The sequence below is a fragment of the Cobetia sp. cqz5-12 genome, assembly GCF_016495405.1.
GTDB lineage: Bacteria > Pseudomonadota > Gammaproteobacteria > Pseudomonadales > Halomonadaceae > Cobetia.
In genome coordinates, this window is the sequence record NZ_CP044522.1 from 2,312,495 (window position 1) to 2,329,481 (window position 16,987).

The 16,987-nt window shown below is 63.7% G+C and carries 11 protein-coding genes; 7 read left to right on the top strand and 4 right to left on the bottom strand.

Going from position 1 to position 16,987, the window contains the following annotated elements:
- Positions 1-57 precede the first annotated feature (57 nt).
- Positions 58-1,713: a sigma-54 interaction domain-containing protein gene (locus F8A90_RS09755; RefSeq protein ID WP_233593268.1), complete on the bottom strand. Its 1,656-nt coding sequence runs from the start codon at positions 1,711-1,713 to the stop codon at positions 58-60.
- Between the two features lie 413 nt (positions 1,714-2,126).
- On the opposite strand from F8A90_RS09755, the gene speB reads away from it, so the two are divergent.
- The 4 genes from speB (at position 2,127) to F8A90_RS09775 (ending at position 8,022) form a co-directional block, all read left to right on the top strand.
- Complete coding sequence (gene speB, locus F8A90_RS09760) at positions 2,127-3,077, top strand: agmatinase (RefSeq protein WP_077376000.1); 951 nt, start codon at positions 2,127-2,129, stop codon at positions 3,075-3,077.
- A 317-nt stretch (positions 3,078-3,394) separates the two neighbouring features.
- Positions 3,395-4,711 carry a YjiH family protein gene (locus F8A90_RS09765; RefSeq protein WP_442778903.1) on the top strand — a complete coding sequence of 439 codons (1,317 nt, stop codon included), beginning with the start codon at positions 3,395-3,397 and terminating at the stop codon, positions 4,709-4,711.
- Between the two features lie 112 nt (positions 4,712-4,823).
- Positions 4,824-6,476 (top strand): 5-guanidino-2-oxopentanoate decarboxylase, encoded by a 1,653-nt coding sequence (locus F8A90_RS09770; protein WP_200016867.1) that lies wholly within the window; start codon positions 4,824-4,826, stop codon positions 6,474-6,476.
- A gap of 94 nt (positions 6,477-6,570) precedes the next feature.
- The gene (locus tag F8A90_RS09775) at positions 6,571-8,022 is read left to right on the top strand and encodes an aldehyde dehydrogenase family protein (protein WP_200016868.1); all 1,452 of its coding nucleotides are present in this window, start codon (positions 6,571-6,573) and stop codon (positions 8,020-8,022) included.
- A gap of 153 nt (positions 8,023-8,175) precedes the next feature.
- Here F8A90_RS09775 and F8A90_RS09780 read toward each other — a convergent pair whose 3' ends face one another.
- The 3 genes from F8A90_RS09780 to F8A90_RS09790 all read right to left on the bottom strand — a co-directional run bounded on the left by F8A90_RS09780 (position 8,176) and on the right by F8A90_RS09790 (position 12,212).
- Entirely contained in the window at positions 8,176-10,017 is a 1,842-nt protein-coding gene (locus tag F8A90_RS09780; RefSeq protein WP_200016869.1) for a SulP family inorganic anion transporter, read from the bottom strand.
- Positions 10,010-11,323, bottom strand: coding sequence for an NAD(P)/FAD-dependent oxidoreductase (locus F8A90_RS09785; protein WP_200016870.1), 1,314 nt, complete (start codon positions 11,321-11,323; stop codon positions 10,010-10,012). Before F8A90_RS09785 ends, F8A90_RS09780 begins: the two co-directional genes overlap by 8 nt.
- 79 nt (positions 11,324-11,402) lie before the next feature.
- Positions 11,403-12,212, bottom strand: a complete 810-nt coding sequence (locus F8A90_RS09790) for an MBL fold metallo-hydrolase (RefSeq protein WP_233593648.1) — start codon at positions 12,210-12,212, stop codon at positions 11,403-11,405.
- A gap of 464 nt (positions 12,213-12,676) precedes the next feature.
- Here F8A90_RS09790 and F8A90_RS09795 point away from each other — a divergent pair, with 464 nt between their 5' ends.
- The 3 genes from F8A90_RS09795 to F8A90_RS09805 all read left to right on the top strand — a co-directional run bounded on the left by F8A90_RS09795 (position 12,677) and on the right by F8A90_RS09805 (position 16,962).
- The gene (locus F8A90_RS09795) at positions 12,677-14,080 is read left to right on the top strand and encodes a sugar porter family MFS transporter (RefSeq protein WP_200016871.1); all 1,404 of its coding nucleotides are present in this window, start codon (positions 12,677-12,679) and stop codon (positions 14,078-14,080) included.
- A 468-nt stretch (positions 14,081-14,548) separates the two neighbouring features.
- Positions 14,549-15,550, top strand: a complete 1,002-nt coding sequence (locus F8A90_RS09800; RefSeq protein WP_200016872.1) for a substrate-binding domain-containing protein — start codon at positions 14,549-14,551, stop codon at positions 15,548-15,550.
- A gap of 143 nt (positions 15,551-15,693) precedes the next feature.
- Complete coding sequence (locus F8A90_RS09805) at positions 15,694-16,962, top strand: extracellular solute-binding protein (RefSeq protein WP_200016873.1); 1,269 nt, start codon at positions 15,694-15,696, stop codon at positions 16,960-16,962.
- The last annotated feature ends 25 nt before the right edge of the window (positions 16,963-16,987 follow it).

Consider the following 16,987-nt stretch of genomic DNA (forward strand, 5'->3'; position numbering starts at 1 on the left):
AGCCTTAGACCTGATGCAAATGATGGCTAACATTTAACAAAAACATTAACGAGAAATTTAGCTGCTTATATACTTTAACTTCCTCACTACTGACGGCTGGCTAATCCCTGCCCTCTTGGCAATCGCATAGGTACTGGGCAATTCCGCTGCCATCTCACGTAGCCATTGTGCTTCGATGCGTGCCAGGCCTTCCTTGAGGGTTTCGTTGGGGCCGAGTTTGGGTATTGGCATGGCTACCGCCCCCTCAGCGGTAGGCGCTGAGAGGGATTTGTCACTATGTAAGGTATCGGCAGTGGGAAAACTTTCAGTAACGCCTATTCCATTAGATTTGTCATTACTGAAGCCAAATGAATTGCCTAGTCCATTAGCGTTATTCGTGGAACAAGTGTTGAGCAGTGTTTTCACTGAGTCGCTGTCGATGACATCACTGGGGGCGCTGAGCCAGGCGCGTTCCAGCCAGTTTTCCAGTTCGCGAATATTGCCGAGCCAGTCCTGACGCATGAGGATGGGCCATAGGGTGGCGTCGAGGAGTTTGCGGCGACCGTGACGTTGATTGAGGCGGGAGAGGTGTTGCTCTATCAGGGCGGGAATGTCTTCGCGGCGTTCGCGCAGCGGCGGCAGGCTGACGGGGAGCACATTGATGCGGTAGTAGAGGTCGAGACGGAACTGGCCCTGCTCCACGCGGGCGGCGAGGTCTTGATTGGTGGCGACGACCAGTCGGAAGTCGGCGCGGCGGGTGGTGGTGTCGCCCAGGCGGGTGATCATTCCGTCCTGAATCACCTTGAGCAGCTTGGTCTGGGTGGCGAGCGGCAGCTCACCGATTTCATCCAGAAACAGGGTGCCGCCTTCGGCCTGTTCCATCAGGCCCGCCTTGCCGCGATTGCCCGCGCCGGTGAAGGCACCGGCTTGATAGCCGAACATCTCGGACTCGAACAGGCTCTCGGGGATGGCGCCGCAGTTCACCTCGATGAAGGGGCCGTCGGCGCGTTGGCTCCAGCGATGCAGTTGATGCGCGAAGGCCGTCTTGCCGACCCCGGATTCGCCCAGCATCAGTACCGTGGCGTTGGTGGGCGCGACCCGCTTGAGCAGCAGCGCTATCTCACGCATCACGGGGCTTTTGACCTGTAGCTCGCCCAGTTCCAGCGCGGCGTCTTCGCACTCCGCCTGCTCACGCGCGGCCTGCTCACACAGGGCACGCCCCTGCTGCTGCGCGTCATGGGTGGTCTGCTCGGCACCGGAGCGCGCACTCCCCACCGCCCCCCAATCACTTTCCCCCGCACTCCCCCCGCCCAGCTCACTGCCCCGCGAGTTGCGGCGCAGGTGATCCGTGAAGCGCTGCTGGAGCACGGCATATTCCTGCTGCAGCAGCTGGATATCGGTGAGATCCATCGAGCGGCTGACCACGCACTCAAGCTTGCCCGCGACGAAAACCGGATGCGCCTGCGCCACCACCCGCCGCCCGGTGGCGGTGAGCTGCATCATCTGCAGCGTTTTCCCCGTGCGCAGCACCTCCAGGCTGATGGAGGGCTTGAGCACCCCGCTGGCTTCCAGGTCATGCACGTTGGCGGCACACAACTCCTCGCGGGTCATGCCATATACCGCCGCAGCGCCGGGGCTGACATCCATCACCTGGCCATCCGCATTCACCAAGAAGTAGTGATCGTGAGCGGTGTCGATGATGGTCTTGAGAATCTGACGGTCGAGCTCTGACATGGCGGGCACCTCATGGTCGAGCCTGTGAATCGGGCGAGGCTTTCTGGGCTTCTTTCTAGCAGGTCTATCCAGCAGTTCTTCTCAGCAGCTCTATCCAGCAGGTCTTTCTCGCACTGCGCTGGAGACAGTCTCGATGATGCCTGAATGCGATCCACAAATGAATCAATGATCCATTTTTGAATCGGTATTGGCGGACGAGCGATCCACAAATGAATCACTCGACAACCAACTCTTTAGAAAATCCAATAAAATCAATCGACTGAAAGTTGGCATGGTTACTGCAATGCTGGGGTATGCGCCAAGGAGAATCGCCGGCTTTCATCACACCGTCCGGCCAGGCGATCAGGCGAACCATCACAATACCCCGCTCGCCGTCAGCGTATCGCGAGCGACTCAAGACCCTGGAGAGACAGATGAGCGAATTCAATCAGCCACTAGGCGGCAACGACATGCCACGTTTCGGCGGGCCGGCCACCATGATGCGCCTGCCGGCTCAGGAAACCGCAGAAGGCCTGGATGCCGCCTTCATCGGCATTCCGCTGGACATCGGTACCTCCAACCGTCCGGGCGCGCGTCTCGGCCCGCGTCAGATCCGTGATGAATCGCGCATGCTGCGCCCCTACAACATGGCCACCCGTGCCGCGCCCTTCGACAGCCTGCAGGTGGCAGACATCGGCGATGTGCCGATCAACACCTTCCACCTGCCCAAGAGCATGGACATCATCGAGAAATTCTACGATGAAGTGCTCAGCCACGATTGCGTGCCGCTCACCCTGGGCGGTGACCACACCGTCACCCTGCCGGTGCTGCGCGCCATCGCCAAGAAGCACGGCCCGGTCGGCCTGATCCACATCGATGCCCACGCCGACGTGAATGACCACATGTTCGGCGAGCCCATCGCCCACGGCACGCCGATTCGTCGCGCCCAGGAAGAAGGCCTGCTCGACAGCCACCGCGTGGTGCAGATCGGCCTGCGTGGCACCGGCTACTCCGCCGATGACTTCGACTGGTGCCGGCAGCAGGGCTTCCGCGTGGAAACCGCCGAGATGTGCTGGTTCAAATCACTCGCCCCGCTGATGGCCGAAGTGCGTGACATGATGGGCGATCGCCCGGTGTACATCACCTTCGACATCGACGGACTGGACCCCTCCGTCGCCCCCGGCACCGGCACCGTGGAAGCCGGCGGCCTGACCATGCCCCAGGGCATGGAAATCGTGCGCGGCGCACGTGGCCTCAATATCGTCGGCGGTGACCTGATGGAAGTCTCCCCGCCCTACGACACCAGCGGCAACACCGCGCTGATGGGCGCGACCCTGCTCTACGAGATGCTCTGCGTACTGCCGGGCGTGCAACAGCGCGACTGAGTCGCACCGCACCTCCATTGCCAGTGAAAGACCCCGCCGGAGGGCGGGTCGCGTGCCAGGGGCCTGTCCCGTCCCTGGCACGTGAAGAATCCCCCGCGAAGACGGCATGTCGCATGCCGAATGACCGATCAGAGCCTGACCATTACAACAAGATCAAGGTGACCCGAATGACAACCAGCATCGACCCGACGGCGGATCACACGCCGCCCCGCTCCAGCTCAAGCGGTGATTCACGTTCCGACAAGACACAAAATGGCGAGAAAGCTCAGAAAGACCTCATCGCCACCCGCCCGGTGCCGCTCACGGCCAAGGGACTGATGAAATTCCTGGTGCCGTCACTGCTCGGCGTCAGCTTCTTCCTGGTGCCATTCAGTGTCGGCGACACCATCAACATCGGCATGGGCCTGATGGCCGATTGGCTCAAGGCCGCGCTCGGCAGCGCCTTGCCCGCCATCGCCGTCGCGGTGCTATGTCTGTCGGTGATCCTCACCGGCTTCGTCAAGCTCGCCAGGCCGAACTGGGCACGTCAGGGCGCAGCGCACGAGCTGTTCGATGTCGCGCCGGTGTGGTTTGCCATGCGCGCTCTCGGCGCCATCTTCGCGCTGATGACCTACTTCCAGTGGGGGCCGACTCAGGTCACCGCGGCCTTCACCGGCGGTGTGATGCTCAATGATCTCGCGCCGGTACTGCTGACGTTCTTCTTCTTCGCGGCCATTCTGCTGCCGCTGCTGGTCGACTTCGGCTTCATGGAATTCATCGGCAGCCTGGTGCGCCGTCCGTTCCGCGCCATCTTCAATCTGCCCGGGCGCAGCGCCATCGATGCTACCGCCTCATGGATGGGCTCCGGCACCGTCGGCGTGCTGATCACCACCCAGCAGTACGAGCAGGGCTTCTACAGCAAGCGCGAAGCGGCGGTGATCGCCACCAACTTCTCGGTGGTCTCGATTGCCTTCGCGTTGCTGGTCACCAGCTTCATGAACATCAATCACCTGTTCGTGCCCTTCTATCTGACCGTCGTCATCGCAGGGCTGATCGCCGCCGTCATCGTGCCGCGTCTGCCGCCGCTGTCGCGCAAGCGAGATGACTACCACGAGCCGGTCGGCTGCCAGATCAGTGAAGAGAACCAGAGTGACTGTGGCGTGCTGCGTTACTCACTCGGCATGGCGGTCGCGCGCGCCGAGCATGCCCCGGGCCCGCTCAAGCTGGTGAAATCGGCCGGTTTCAACGTGGCGGACATCTTCCTTGGTCTGCTGCCGGTGGTGATCGCCATCGGGACCGTGGCGCTGATGCTGGCCGAGTTCACGCCGGTGTTCACCTGGCTGTCCTACCCGATGATTCCGCTGCTGGAACTGCTGCAGATTCCCCACGCGGCAGAGGCAGCCCCGGCGACGCTGGTCGGCTTTGCCGACATGTTCCTGCCGGCGGTGCTGGCCAAGGACATCGACAGCGAACTGACCCGCTTCGTGATCGCCTGCCTGTCCCTGACCCAGTTGATCTACATGTCCGAGATCGGTGCCCTGCTGCTCAAGTCGAAGATTCCGCTCAAGCTGTGGGAGCTGGTGGCCATCTTCGTGCTGCGCACACTGATCACCCTGCCGATCATCGCCGGTATCGCTCACGTCTTCGTGTTCTGAGACCTGTCAGCGTCAGGGGCCTTGCCAGGAGAGTTTGTGGCGATGCCCCTAACGACTTGTCTGTTGACTCCGCGGGAGCACTCGGGTGTTCCCGCCTGCTGGATAGCCTGCCATGACCTGTGCTGAACTCCTCATCCGACTGCTGCGTGATACCTACGGCGTCGATACCGTCTTCGGGATTCCCGGCGTGCATACCGTCGAGCTCTACCGGGGCCTGGAGCCGGATGCCGACCCCGCCGCGCGCAGCATTCGCCACGTCACCCCACGCCATGAACAGGGCGCCGGCTTCATGGCCGATGGCTATGCCCGCAGCACCGGCATGCCCGGGGTGTGCTTCATCATCACCGGCCCGGGGATGACCAACATCACCACCGCGATGGGACAGGCGCTGGCCGACTCCATCCCGATGCTGGTGATCTCCAGCGTCAATCGCACCGACACCCTCGGCCGGGGCCAGGGGCGTTTGCATGAGCTGCCCAGCCAGCAGCAGCTGGTCTCGGGCGTGGCGCGCTTCAGCCATACCCTGCTCGACCCGTCCGCGTTGCCGGAAGTATTGGCCCGCGCCTTTGCGCTGTTCGAGGGCGCCCGCCCCGGCCCCGTGCATATCGAGATTCCCATCGACCTGTTCAATGCCGAGATCGCACCGCCCGCCGGTCGCACCCCCCATGACGTCACGCGCCCGCGCATCGGCCGCCTCGCGCCAGACCCGACGCTGATCGACGAGGCCGTGGCCCTTCTGACAGGCGCCGAGCGCCCGCTGGTACTGCTGGGCGGTGGCTGTGTCGCCGCACCCGATGCCGCGCGTCAGCTGGTAGAGGCGATGGATGCCCCCACCGTCACCACCATCAATGCCAAGGGGCTTCTCGGCAGCGCCCACCCGCTGGATCTCGGCGCCAATGCCGCACTGCCTGCGGTACGCGAACTGGCGCGCGACGCCGATGTGGTGCTGGCGATCGGCACCGAGCTTGGCGAGACCGATTACGACGTGGTGTTCGATGATGGCTTCGTGATCGGCGGCGAGTTGATTCGCATCGACATCGACCCCGAACAGCTGGCGCGCAATCATGCCGCCGCACTGGGTATCGTCGCCGATGCCGGCCTGGCGCTTGAGATTCTCGCCAGTCGGCTGACTGACCCCGAGGGCAGCCCGCAAGGCACAGGTCGCGGCGCGCAGATCACCGCCGCCACGCTGGAAGCCCTCGCGCTACCGACCGACCCGGCCTTCGCGCCCTACGTGCCGCTGTTCGACACCCTGCAGCAAGCGCTGCCGGAGGCAATCTGGGTCGGCGATTCCTGCGCGACGGTCTACGCCGCCAATCATCTGCTCAGCCAGCCGGCGCCACGCCGCTACTTCAATGCCTCCACCGGCTACGGCACGCTTGGCTACGGCCTGCCCGCAGCGATGGGCGCGACACTCGGCCGCCCGGACCTGCCGGTGATCGCGCTGGTCGGCGATGGCGGCATCATGTTCACGCTGTCGGAACTCGCCTGCGCGGTAGAAGAACAGCTGCCGGTCGTCATCGTGCTGTGGCACAACCAGGGCTATGAGGAGATTCGCCGCTTCATGGACAACGCCGGCGTCACGCGCCTGGGCGTCGACATCCAGGCCCCCGACTTCCAGCTGCTGGCCCGCGGCTTCGGCTGTGCCGCCGTCGCCATCGATTCCCCCCAGGCACTGCAGGTCGCCTTGGACGAGCGCGACGCTAGCGCCCCGCTGCTGGTGGAAATCGACGCGGCCGGGTGGCAGCGCTCAATCGCACAGTGAGCCTGGCTCGCCACATCGCGCCACAACACTGAACAATGCCCGCCTGTGGCCCTGAGTTGGCAGGCGGCAAGACACACACATGTCAGGAATGTCCATGCACAAGCTCGATCATCAGTTCATCAACAACGCGTGGGTCAAGTCCCACGGCGAGCGTCGTCTGGCGGTCACCAATCCCTTCGAGGAAACCGTCATCGCCGAGGTGACGGCGGGTGACGCGCGTGATGTACAGGCTGCCGTCACGGCGGCTGCCAATGCCTTCGAGGGCTGGCAGGCACTGAGTGGCGCCGAGCGTGCCGTCTATCTGGAGGCCTTCGCCGAGGGGCTGACATCTCGCCGGGAAGCGCTGGTGGAGATGTCGTGCCGCAACAACGGCAAGATTCGCGCCGAGGCCGAGATCGATCTCGATGACGCCATCGGCTGCTACCGCTACTACGCCGCCCAGGCACGCGCGCTGGATGCGCGTCAGGGCGCGGTGGTAGCGCATGATGTCGAAGGCTATGCGGCGCACAGCTATCAGGAGCCGGCCGGCGTGGTGGGACTGATCACGCCGTGGAACTTCCCGCTGGTCACCAGCGCCTGGAAGGTCGCGCCGGCGCTCGCCGCGGGCTGCACCCTGGTGATCAAGCCGTCTGAAGTGACACCGCTGCCGGAGCAGGTGATGGCGGAGATCGCGCTGGAAGCCGGTCTGCCGGCAGGCGTGTTCAACCTGCTGCACGGCGATGGCGAGGGCATCGGCGCGCCGCTGACGCGTCATCCGCGCATCGACAAGATTTCCTTCACCGGCAGCAATGTGGTCGGCGAGAAGGTCATGCAGGCCGCGGCCTGCGGCACGCGCGGCGTCTCCTTGGAGCTTGGCGGCAAGTCAGCGATCATCGTGCTCGACGATGCCGACGTCGACGACGCTGCCGACTGGGTGATGGCGGGCATCTACTTCAATGCCGGGCAGATCTGCTCCGCCACCTCGCGGCTGCTGGTGCATGAGGCCATCGCCGATGACCTGCACACCGCCCTGGCCAGTCGTATCGATGCCCTGGTGCTGGGTGACCCGCTGGACGCCGCGACCCAGATGGGACCGATGACCAGCGCGCGTCAACGTGACACCGTGCTCAATTATCTCAATGTGGCGCGCGAGGAAGGTCTGACGGCGCTGCGTGATGATACCTATCGCAGCCTGCCGGCCAAGGGCTACTTCGTGGCGCCGACGCTTTACACCGATGTCCCGGTGGAAAGCCGTCTATGGCGTGAGGAGATCTTCGGGCCGGTGCTGTGCTCAAGTCGCGTGGCGGATGAGGCCGAGGCGATTCGCCTCGCCAACGACAGCGATTTCGGGCTGGTGGCCACGGTGGTCAGTGGTGATGCCAGGCGCGCCCAGCAGGTCGGCCGTCGTCTGCGCGCAGGCGTAGTGTGGTACAACAGCGAGCAGCTGCCGCTGGTACAGGCCAGCTGGGGTGGCTTCAAGCGTAGCGGCATCGGCCGTGAGCTGGGCCCGTGGGGCCTGGCGGGCTATCTGGAGGTCAAGCACATCATTGGGCCGGTACTTGACTGAACGTATTGGCTGAGCGTCTTGCCTGACCCGATGACACGACGCCCCGCCTCGGCAATCCTCGAGGCGGGGCGTTTCGTTTACGATTTTTACTTCACCACTTTTCCTTTACGGCTTCCCTTCACGGCTTTTCCATGAAACCAGCGCCTTCTCCTATCAGCCGGCCGCCGCCGTCTGGCTGACCCCATCCCGTGCGCAGCACTGGCCACAATGGCTGCCGTGGATGCTCAGCGCCTGCCAGGCATCGAAGGTGCTGAGATAGATGTCACCGCCGAGATTCGCTGGCAGCTCCGAGCGCTTGAGGCGGTCCATCACCGGGCCCTTCACTTCACTCAGATGCAGTTTCACGCCAGCGGCGCTCAGGCGCTCATTGATGACTTCCAGACTTTCCAGCGCGGAGGCATCGATCAGGTTGACCGCCTGACAGGCCAGCACCAGATGCTTGAGCGAGGGGCGTTCGGCCATCAGCGCCAGCACGGTGTCTTCCAGATAGCGCGCATTGGCGAAATACAGGCTCTCGTCGATGCGCAGTATCGCCAGTTCGGGGTCGGTCTCGACCTCATGGCGCTCGACATTGCGAAAGTGCTCACTGCCCGGCACGCGTCCGACCAGCGCACTGTGCGGCTGGCTGGTGCGCTTGAGATAGAGCCCCAGTGACACGAGGATACCGACGATGATGCCACTCTCCACCCCCTGCACGAGGGTAATCACCAGCGTGATCATCAGGGCCGCCCCATCGCCCTTCGAGTAGCGGAAGGTACGCTTGATCGCCGCGATATCGATCAGGCTGGTGGTGGCGACGATGATGATGGCCGCCAGCGTCGCGCGTGGCAGCCACGCCAGCCAGTCGGTCAGCCACAGGCTGGCGAGCAGAATGCCGATGGCCGTGAAGGCCCCCGCCAGTGGCGTGGCCGCCCCGGCATCGAAGTTGACCACCGAGCGCGATAGCCCGCCCGAGATGGGCATGCCGCCGCTGACGCCTGCGCCCATGTTAGAGAGCCCCAGCGCGATCAGCTCCTTGTCGGGGTCGATGCGCTGACGCCGACGCGCGGCGAGGGTCTGGGCCAGTGCCAGTGATTCGACGAAGCCGACCACGCTGATCAACAGTGCCGAGATCAACAGCCCCGACCAGTCATTGCTGACAAGACTCGGCAGACTGATGTCGGGCAATCCGCCGGGCACGCTGCCGACCAGTGCCATACCCTGCTCGCCCTGATCAAGAGGATCATGCAGTCCCCAGGCCAGCAGACTGGACAGGATGACGGCGAGGATCGGCGTGGTCTTGCATAGCATGCCCGCCGCGCTCTCGCGCATCCCGAGGGCCATCAGGCCCTGCTTGAGATGACGACGCGCCAGCGTCAGGGCGGCCCAGCAGCCCAGTCCGAGGGCCAGTGTCGGCCAATGCACGCCGGCCCCTTGCGGCAATGACAGCCACGACTCGCCCATCTCCAGAAGATTGCCGCCCTTGATGCTCAGGCCACTCAAGGGCCCGAGCTGGCTGGCGATGATCAGGACACCGGAGGCCGTCATGAACCCGGAAATCACCGGGTGGCTGATGAAATTCACCAGCGCCCCCAACCGCAACAGCCCCATCGCCACCAGCATGGCACCGGAGATGAGCGCCAGCAGCAGCGCAGCGGCTAGCATCTCGGGCGTCGAGAGCGCGGCACCATCGGCACCGCTCATGCCTGCGATGGCAGACGCCGTCATCAACGAGATGATCGCCACCGGCCCGACGGCCAGCGTGCTGCTGGTGCCGAACAGCGCATACAGCACCAGCGGCAACATGCTGGCATACAGGCCGACCTGCGCCGGCAGCCCCGCCAGCAGCGCATAGGCGAGTGCCTGCGGCACCAGCATGACGCTGACGATCACCGCCGCCAGCAGATCACGCTCGAGACTCTGGCGATCATACTGGGCCAGCCAACCCGCCAGCGGCAGCCAGCGGGCAAGCGCGCCGCGCGAGCGTATGTTGGTCAGCTCGGACGGCTCAGACATCGCGTGACGCCGGACGCGCCAGCCACTCATGGCCCTTGAGCATCAGGTTCCAGTAGATGAACGGCAGTCCGCGCGCCTTCAGCTGCCAGGCCAGGCGCGTCGGGCGCGTGCCGTCATTGAGCCACTTGGGGAAGGTCGGCTGTAGCTCACCGCCGTAGCCGAATTCCGCCAGCACGATGCGTCCGTTCTCCACCGTCAGCGGGCAGGAGCCATAGCCACGATAGCCCGCTGAGAGCGCACCGCCGGCCAGGGTCGCGAGCAGATTCTCCACCACCACCGGCGCCTGCTTGCGCACGGCCGCGGCGGTCTTGGCGTTCGAGGTACCGCTGATATCTCCCAGACCGAAGATATCGGGATGGGTGATGTGCTGCAGGGTTTCCGGCTCCAGGTCCAGCCAGCCACCGGCATTGGCAAGCCCTGACTCCGCGATCAATGCAGGGGCTTTCTGCGGCGGGACGACATGCAGCATGTCGAAGGACTGCTCGATGATCTGCGGCTCACCGCCCTCCTCGGCCGCCCCCACCTCGAAACGCGCCGTCTGCGCTTCCCCATCCACGGCGATCAGACGCTGATGGAACCTGACATCGATGCCATAGCCCTTCACGGCCTCTTCCAGCGCAGGCACATAGGCCGGCACGCCGAACATCACCCCACCAGCGTTGTGGAAGCTGACCTCGAGCTGCGACAGCACATCTTCACGCTGCCAGTGATCGCAGGACAGGTACATCGCCTTCTGGGGGGCGCCGGCACACTTGATCGGCATCGGTGGCTGGGTGAACAGCGCACGACCGCTGCGCAGGGACTGCACCAGCTGCCAGGTGTAAGGCGCGAGATCATAGCGGTAATTGGAGGTGACGCCATTCTTGCCCAGGGTCTCTTCGAGGCCTTCAATGGCCGCCCAGTCCAGTTCAAGCCCGATGGCCACCACCAGACGCTCATAGCAAAGCTTGCGCCCATCCCCCAGCGTGACCTCATGCGCGTCCGCGTCGATGCCTACCACGGAGTCGCGATACCAGTGCACGCCCTTGGGCATCACCGAGGACATCGGCCGGCGAGTGGACTCCGGGGTGAAGATCCCGCCGCCGACCATCGTCCAGCCCGGCTGATAGCTGTGCTGCTCCGATGGCTCGACGATGGCGATATCCATGCCGGCCTGACGCTTGAGCAGGCTGGCTGCCACGGCGAACCCGCCGGCCCCTCCTCCCAGAATCACCACCTTGTGGGCATTGGGGGGCACCGTGACGGTCGTCTCGCCCCTGGTGGCCGGTGACGGTGATGAGGCTGGATCGCTGGCAGAATTGTTCATCCGTGACTCCTTGAAAAGAAAATGGGCATAGACACGTAAGAAGTCTACGTCATTTATTTACCTATGCAGGCGGCGAGGGTCAGAAACGATTGAGCGGAATCTTGAGATAGGCCTGATCATTGGCGTCCTCAGGCGGCAGTTGGCCGGCCCGCATGTTGACCTGCACCGCCGGCAGCATCAGGCGCGGCATGCCAAGCCCGGCATCACGCTTTGTGCGCATGTCGACGAAGGCCGCTTCATCGACGCCGGTGTGCACGTGGATATTGTGCAGGCGCTGCTCCCCGACCGTGGTCTCACAACAGAAGCCCTCGCGCCCTTCGGCGGAATAGTCGTGACACAGATACAGGCGGGTGCTGTCAGGCAGCGCCAGTACCTTGTGGATGGAGCGGTACAGGGTGCGCGCATCACCGCCGGGGAAGTCACAGCGCGCGGTGCCGTAATCGGGCATGAACAGCGTATCGCCAACGAAGACGGCGTCACCGATCACGTAGCTCACGCAGGCAGGCGTATGGCCCGGCGTATGCAGCACGCGGCATTCAAGCCCGCCGATCGCCAGGCTGTCGCCCTCTTCCAGCAAGCGGTCGAACTGGCGTCCGTCACGCGCGAAACCCGCCTCGGCCGCGAAGATGTCCGCAAAGATGTCCTGCACCTCACGGATGCGTGCCCCGATCGCCAACTGACAGCCCAGCTTGTCTTTCAGGTAGGCGGCGGCCGACAGGTGGTCGGCATGGACGTGGGTCTCGAGAATCCATTCCACCTCCAGCGACTCGTCCGCGATGTGAGCCAGCAGGGCATCCGCCGACTGCGTGGTGGTGCGGGCTGCGGGGTAATCGAAATCCAGTACCGGATCGATGATCGCGCAACGCCGGGAGTGCGGGTCGCGCACCAGATGCGTGAAGGTATTGCTGTCTTCGTCGAAGAAGCTCTCGACCTAGGGGCGCTGTGTTGAGGTTGCCATCTTCCGACCTCCTGCTTCGCTCAAGGATTGATGCCTCAAGCCTACGCCTGCAGCGGCGACAACGCAAAATAGAATAACGTTAAAACAATAAAGAATAACAAGAAGGCGACATCAATAACCTGCTGTTCTGACGAGGGAATTTCTGAGTTGAGGCCGAGGAAAAGCGACTCTCGGGCGACTCTCCCCCTAAGGTATAGCGGATGACATTCAGCAGGGCAGATAGGCTGAAACTGTCAGGTGACACGATTCATCTTGGCGTATCCAAGCCATATACACGTGAAATGACTGATACAAGCGCTCATATGCGCCTACCGCTGAGATCAGCATGATGGAGTCGGCTGCGCCTGTCTTTCGACGTTCATGCCAACGCCCTAATCTTCCACCCGCCCTCAAGGATGAGACACGCCATGCCACGCATTCTTCAATGGTCGATCACGGTTGCCCTCGCCGGCTTCCTGTTCGGTTTCGATACCGCCGTCATCTCGGGGGCGGATACCTCACTGCAGAGCCAGTGGGGTCTGAGCGACCTCATGCACGGCCTGGTCATCATGTCGATGGCACTGTGGGGCACGGTGATCGGTGCCATCTTCGGCAACTGGCCGACGGATCACTTCGGCCGCCGCGCGACCCTGATCGGGATCGGGATCCTCTATCTGGTCTCGGCGCTGGGTTCGGCGCTGGCGACCGACCCTTATGTGTTCTCATTCTTCCGCCTGCTGGGGGGGCTGGGGGTCGGCGCGTCCTCCGTGGCAGCGCCCATCTACATTTCCGAGATCGCCCCCCGCGAGCGCCGGGGCGCGCTGGTCGGGCTCTACCAGTTCAATGTGGTATTCGGGATCGTGATCGCCTTCGTCTCCAACTACTTCATCGGCTTCATCGATGGTGAGAACTGGCGCTGGATGCTGGGGGTGGAAGCCGTGCCGGCCGCGCTCTATCTGTTGATGATCTGCAAGGTGCCGCGCAGCCCGCGCTGGTTGATCCTCAAGCGCAACGATGAGGCGGCCGCTGCCGAGATCATCCGACTGATCAACCCCAAGGCCGACATCGCCGAGGAAATCGCCATCATCCGTGGCACCGAGAGCGAGGAAAGTGCCAAGCAGCACACCCGTCTGTTCGCGTGGCGCTATCGCCTGCCGATCCTGTTCGCCTTCCTGATCGCGGCCTTCAATCAGCTGTCAGGCATCAACTTCATCATCTACTACGCGCCACGCATTCTGGCCGAGGCGCAGCTGGAAGCGAGCGCCGCCCTGCTCTCGACGGCCGGAATCGGGGTGATCAACCTCGTCTTCACCCTGCTGGGGATGTCACTGATCGACAAGCTGGGCCGCCGCACCCTGATCCTGATCGGCTCGGCCGGCTATCTGCTGTCGCTGTGCCTGATCGCCTGGGCCTTCCATCTCGAGGACTTCTCCGCCATGGGCGGCTATGGCGTGCCGGTGCTGCTGGGCGTGTTCATCGCGGCGCATGCCATGAGCCAGGGCACGGTGATCTGGGTGTTCATCTCCGAGATCTTCCCCAACAAGGTCCGTGCCATGGGGCAGTCCTTCGGCAGCTCCGTACACTGGATCTTCGCGGCGCTGATCGCGTTGCTGATGCCGACCATCCTCAGCCACTTCAGCGGTGGGCCGGTGTTCGCCTTCTTCGCGTTCATGATGCTGCTGCAACTGGTGTTCGTGCTGTTCTTCATGCCCGAGACCAAGGGTGTTTCGCTTGAGGAGCTGCAGGGCCGCCTAATCCGCCCTTCACGCAAGGAGAAGCAGCAGGAACAGGCCGCGGCACTCGCGCCACAGAGCCACTGATGCTCTGAATGACCGGGTCCTGACAATGACACGACAGTGTCGCCTGAGCTGACTCCAATATCAGCTTCCAGACGCCGACACCCCGCCCCGTGCGGGGTGTCGGCGTTTTTGGCTCTGACGGCAGGTCATCAGCAAACCAGGTCCGCCGGGAGGTCATGCCTGTCACGAGCCCCCTTTGAGCGTCGCCTCGCGACACGAAAGAACGGCGACGCTGCCAGCAAGACACATGGATTTCCCCCTCTTCCTACGATGACGTGGGCCAGATCGCTACGTGCAAATAGCGTGGTATCGTCGCCGGCTCAATCGCCAGCCAGATCGGCGATTTTCAGCGAAAGATATCGGGATTATTACGGACATATTCTTTGGTCTCGTCATTATTGCCAAGCCAATTGAAACAGTGAAAAGATCGCTTCCGAAACGTTTCGGGTAACGGTTTTCGCTCAAAGTTACCGCAAAGGGAAAAGTGCCATGCCGCCGAACATCACACTCAAGCACCTCGCCAGCCAGCTGGGCCTGTCGGTCACGACGGTCTCGCGGGCATTGGGCGGATTCGAGGATGTCAGCGCCACGACCCGTGAGCGGGTGCAGGCCTACGCCAGTGAAGTGGGCTACAAGCCCAATCAGAGCGCACGCCGCCTGAAGACAGGCCGCACCTCCTCGGTGGGCTACATCATGAACGGCGCCCAGGGCGACTTTCGTGACCAGTTCAACACCCGCCTGCTGGTGGCGCTGGGGCAGGCACTGCATGATGCCGCACCGGAACATGACCTCATCGTCACCACGGTGCCCGAGGACCGCAACGAGCTGGACACCTACAAGCGCTTCATCGATGGCGGCAAGGTCGATTCCTTCGTGGTAGCCCGTACCCGCATTCAGGACCCGCGCGTCGACTTTCTACTCGACAGCAAGGTCCCCTTCGTCACTCACGGTCGTACCGGCCGCGCCAGCGAGCACGACTGGGTCGACATCAATGCCGCCGACGGCTTCATGCGCGCCACCCGCCATCTGATTGGCCTGGGCCATCGCAACATCCTGTTCCTCAACTTCTTCAGCGACCTCTACACCGCCGTCGAACGTGAGACCGGCTATCTGCAGGCGATGCACGACGCCGGCCTCGCGCCCAGCTCGCGCCATTGCCCGCACGGCTATGCCAGCGCCTATCAGGTCGCCCATGAAGCGCTGTCCGGGGCCAACGCCCCCACCGCATTCGTGTGTGCCAGCGACATCTTCGCCTACGGCGTGATGGAAGCGGTCAGCGCCTGCGGCCACACACCCGGCGAGGACATCGCCATCATCGGCGCCGATAACCTGCCGCCGCAGATGTACCGCCAGCCCAGCCTCAGCACCCTGGACATCTCGTTCGAGACCGTCAGTCAGGCGCTGATCGAACTGGTGCTGGCACCGCAGGAGGGCGCGCCACGCCATCGCTGCTTCGATTACGACCTGCTGCTGCGCGATACCACTGCCTGAGCACACATGCCTGAGCACACAGGGCCATCGACTGACCTCACGACGCCAGACGCCTGACCGCAAAACGCCTGATCTGAAAATGCCATCGCCAGAACGGGGTCAGCGTGACGCCAGAAAAACAACACCCGACCGGGGAGACTTCCATGCGCAAGATGCCAACCGCCCTCGCTTTGTTGGCGCTGCTGGGCAGTACGTCCGCCCTCGCTGACATCACCTTCTTCAGCACCCAGGCCAGACCGCTGGAAGAGGCCCAGCAGATGCGCGAGATCGCGCTGGCACCCTACGCCGAGGCCATCAATTACATGCCGCAGGAGACGGGCACCTTCCTGTCGCGTCTCGAGGCGGAGAAGACCAGCCCCGAGGGCGCGCTGGACCTGCTCGGCGGGCTGCACGGCGAACTGGGGTCGCTGACGCCCAGCATTCTGGCGCCGCTGGATGACCTGCAAGGCTCGCTTGCGGACACGGGCATCAGCCAGCAGTACATGACGCTGGGCAAGCTGGGCGGCGAGAAGCAGCGCTACATCCCGTGGATGCAGGCGACCTACATCATGGCCGCCAATCGCAAGGCACTGCCCTACCTGCCCGAAGGCGCTGACCTGAATGCGCTGAGCTATGACGAGCTGCTGGCCTGGGGACGCAACATGCAGGAGGCCACCGGCAGCCCCAAGCTGGGCTTCCCGGCCGGTCGCAAGGGGCTGATCCACCGCTTCCTGGAAGGCTATCTCTACCCGTCCTTCACCCACTCGGTGGTACGTGAGTTCCGCAGCGCCGGTGCCGTGGCCATGTGGCAGAAGTTCCGCAAGATCTGGGCGGTGACCAATCCGCGCTCCACCGCCTACGGCTTCATGCAGGAACCGCTGCTCAATGGCGAGGTGTGGGTCGCCTTTGATCACACCGCGCGCCTCAAGGATGCCTTCAACAAGCAGCCGGATCAGTACGTGGCCTTCCCGGCCCCTGCCGGCCCCAGCGGGCGCGGCTACATGCCGGTGGTCGCTGGCCTGGCAGTGCCCGCCAATGCCCCGAACCCTGACGCCTCGCGCAAGCTGATCCGCTATCTGATGACACCCGAGGCACAGATTCGCACCCTGCGCGCCACCAACTTCTTCCCGGTGGTAGAGGCCGAGCTTCCCGATGACCTGCCCGCCAGCATTCGCATGTCCGGCAAGGCGGTCGCGGCCCAGTCCTCCGCCGATGACGCCGTGCTCTCGCTGCTGCCCAGCGGCCTGGGCCAGCAGTCGGGCCTGTTCAACAAGATCTACCGCGATGCCTTCGTGCAGATCGTACTGCGCGACGCCGACATCGAGGAGACGCTGGATATCCTCGCCCCGCGCCTGCAGACGCTGATCAACACATCAGGCGCAGGCTGCTGGCTCCCGGATACGCCCAGCGACGGCCCCTGCCCGGTCAAGTAAGCCGCTGGCGCCAGAACGCAACACT

Excerpts from the sequence above, each read along its gene's own strand:
- F8A90_RS09755 (WP_233593268.1), bottom strand. The coding sequence starts at position 1,713 with ATGTCAGAGCTCGACCGTCAGATTCTCAAGACCATCATCGACACCGCT.
- speB (WP_077376000.1), top strand. The coding sequence starts at position 2,127 with ATGAGCGAATTCAATCAGCCACTAGGCGGCAACGACATGCCACGTTTC.
- F8A90_RS09765 (WP_442778903.1), top strand. The coding sequence starts at position 3,395 with ATGAAATTCCTGGTGCCGTCACTGCTCGGCGTCAGCTTCTTCCTGGTG.
- F8A90_RS09770 (WP_200016867.1), top strand. The coding sequence starts at position 4,824 with ATGACCTGTGCTGAACTCCTCATCCGACTGCTGCGTGATACCTACGGC.
- F8A90_RS09775 (WP_200016868.1), top strand. The coding sequence starts at position 6,571 with ATGCACAAGCTCGATCATCAGTTCATCAACAACGCGTGGGTCAAGTCC.
- F8A90_RS09780 (WP_200016869.1), bottom strand. The coding sequence starts at position 10,017 with ATGTCTGAGCCGTCCGAGCTGACCAACATACGCTCGCGCGGCGCGCTT.
- F8A90_RS09785 (WP_200016870.1), bottom strand. The coding sequence starts at position 11,323 with ATGAACAATTCTGCCAGCGATCCAGCCTCATCACCGTCACCGGCCACC.
- F8A90_RS09795 (WP_200016871.1), top strand. The coding sequence starts at position 12,677 with ATGAGACACGCCATGCCACGCATTCTTCAATGGTCGATCACGGTTGCC.
- F8A90_RS09800 (WP_200016872.1), top strand. The coding sequence starts at position 14,549 with ATGCCGCCGAACATCACACTCAAGCACCTCGCCAGCCAGCTGGGCCTG.
- F8A90_RS09805 (WP_200016873.1), top strand. The coding sequence starts at position 15,694 with ATGCGCAAGATGCCAACCGCCCTCGCTTTGTTGGCGCTGCTGGGCAGT.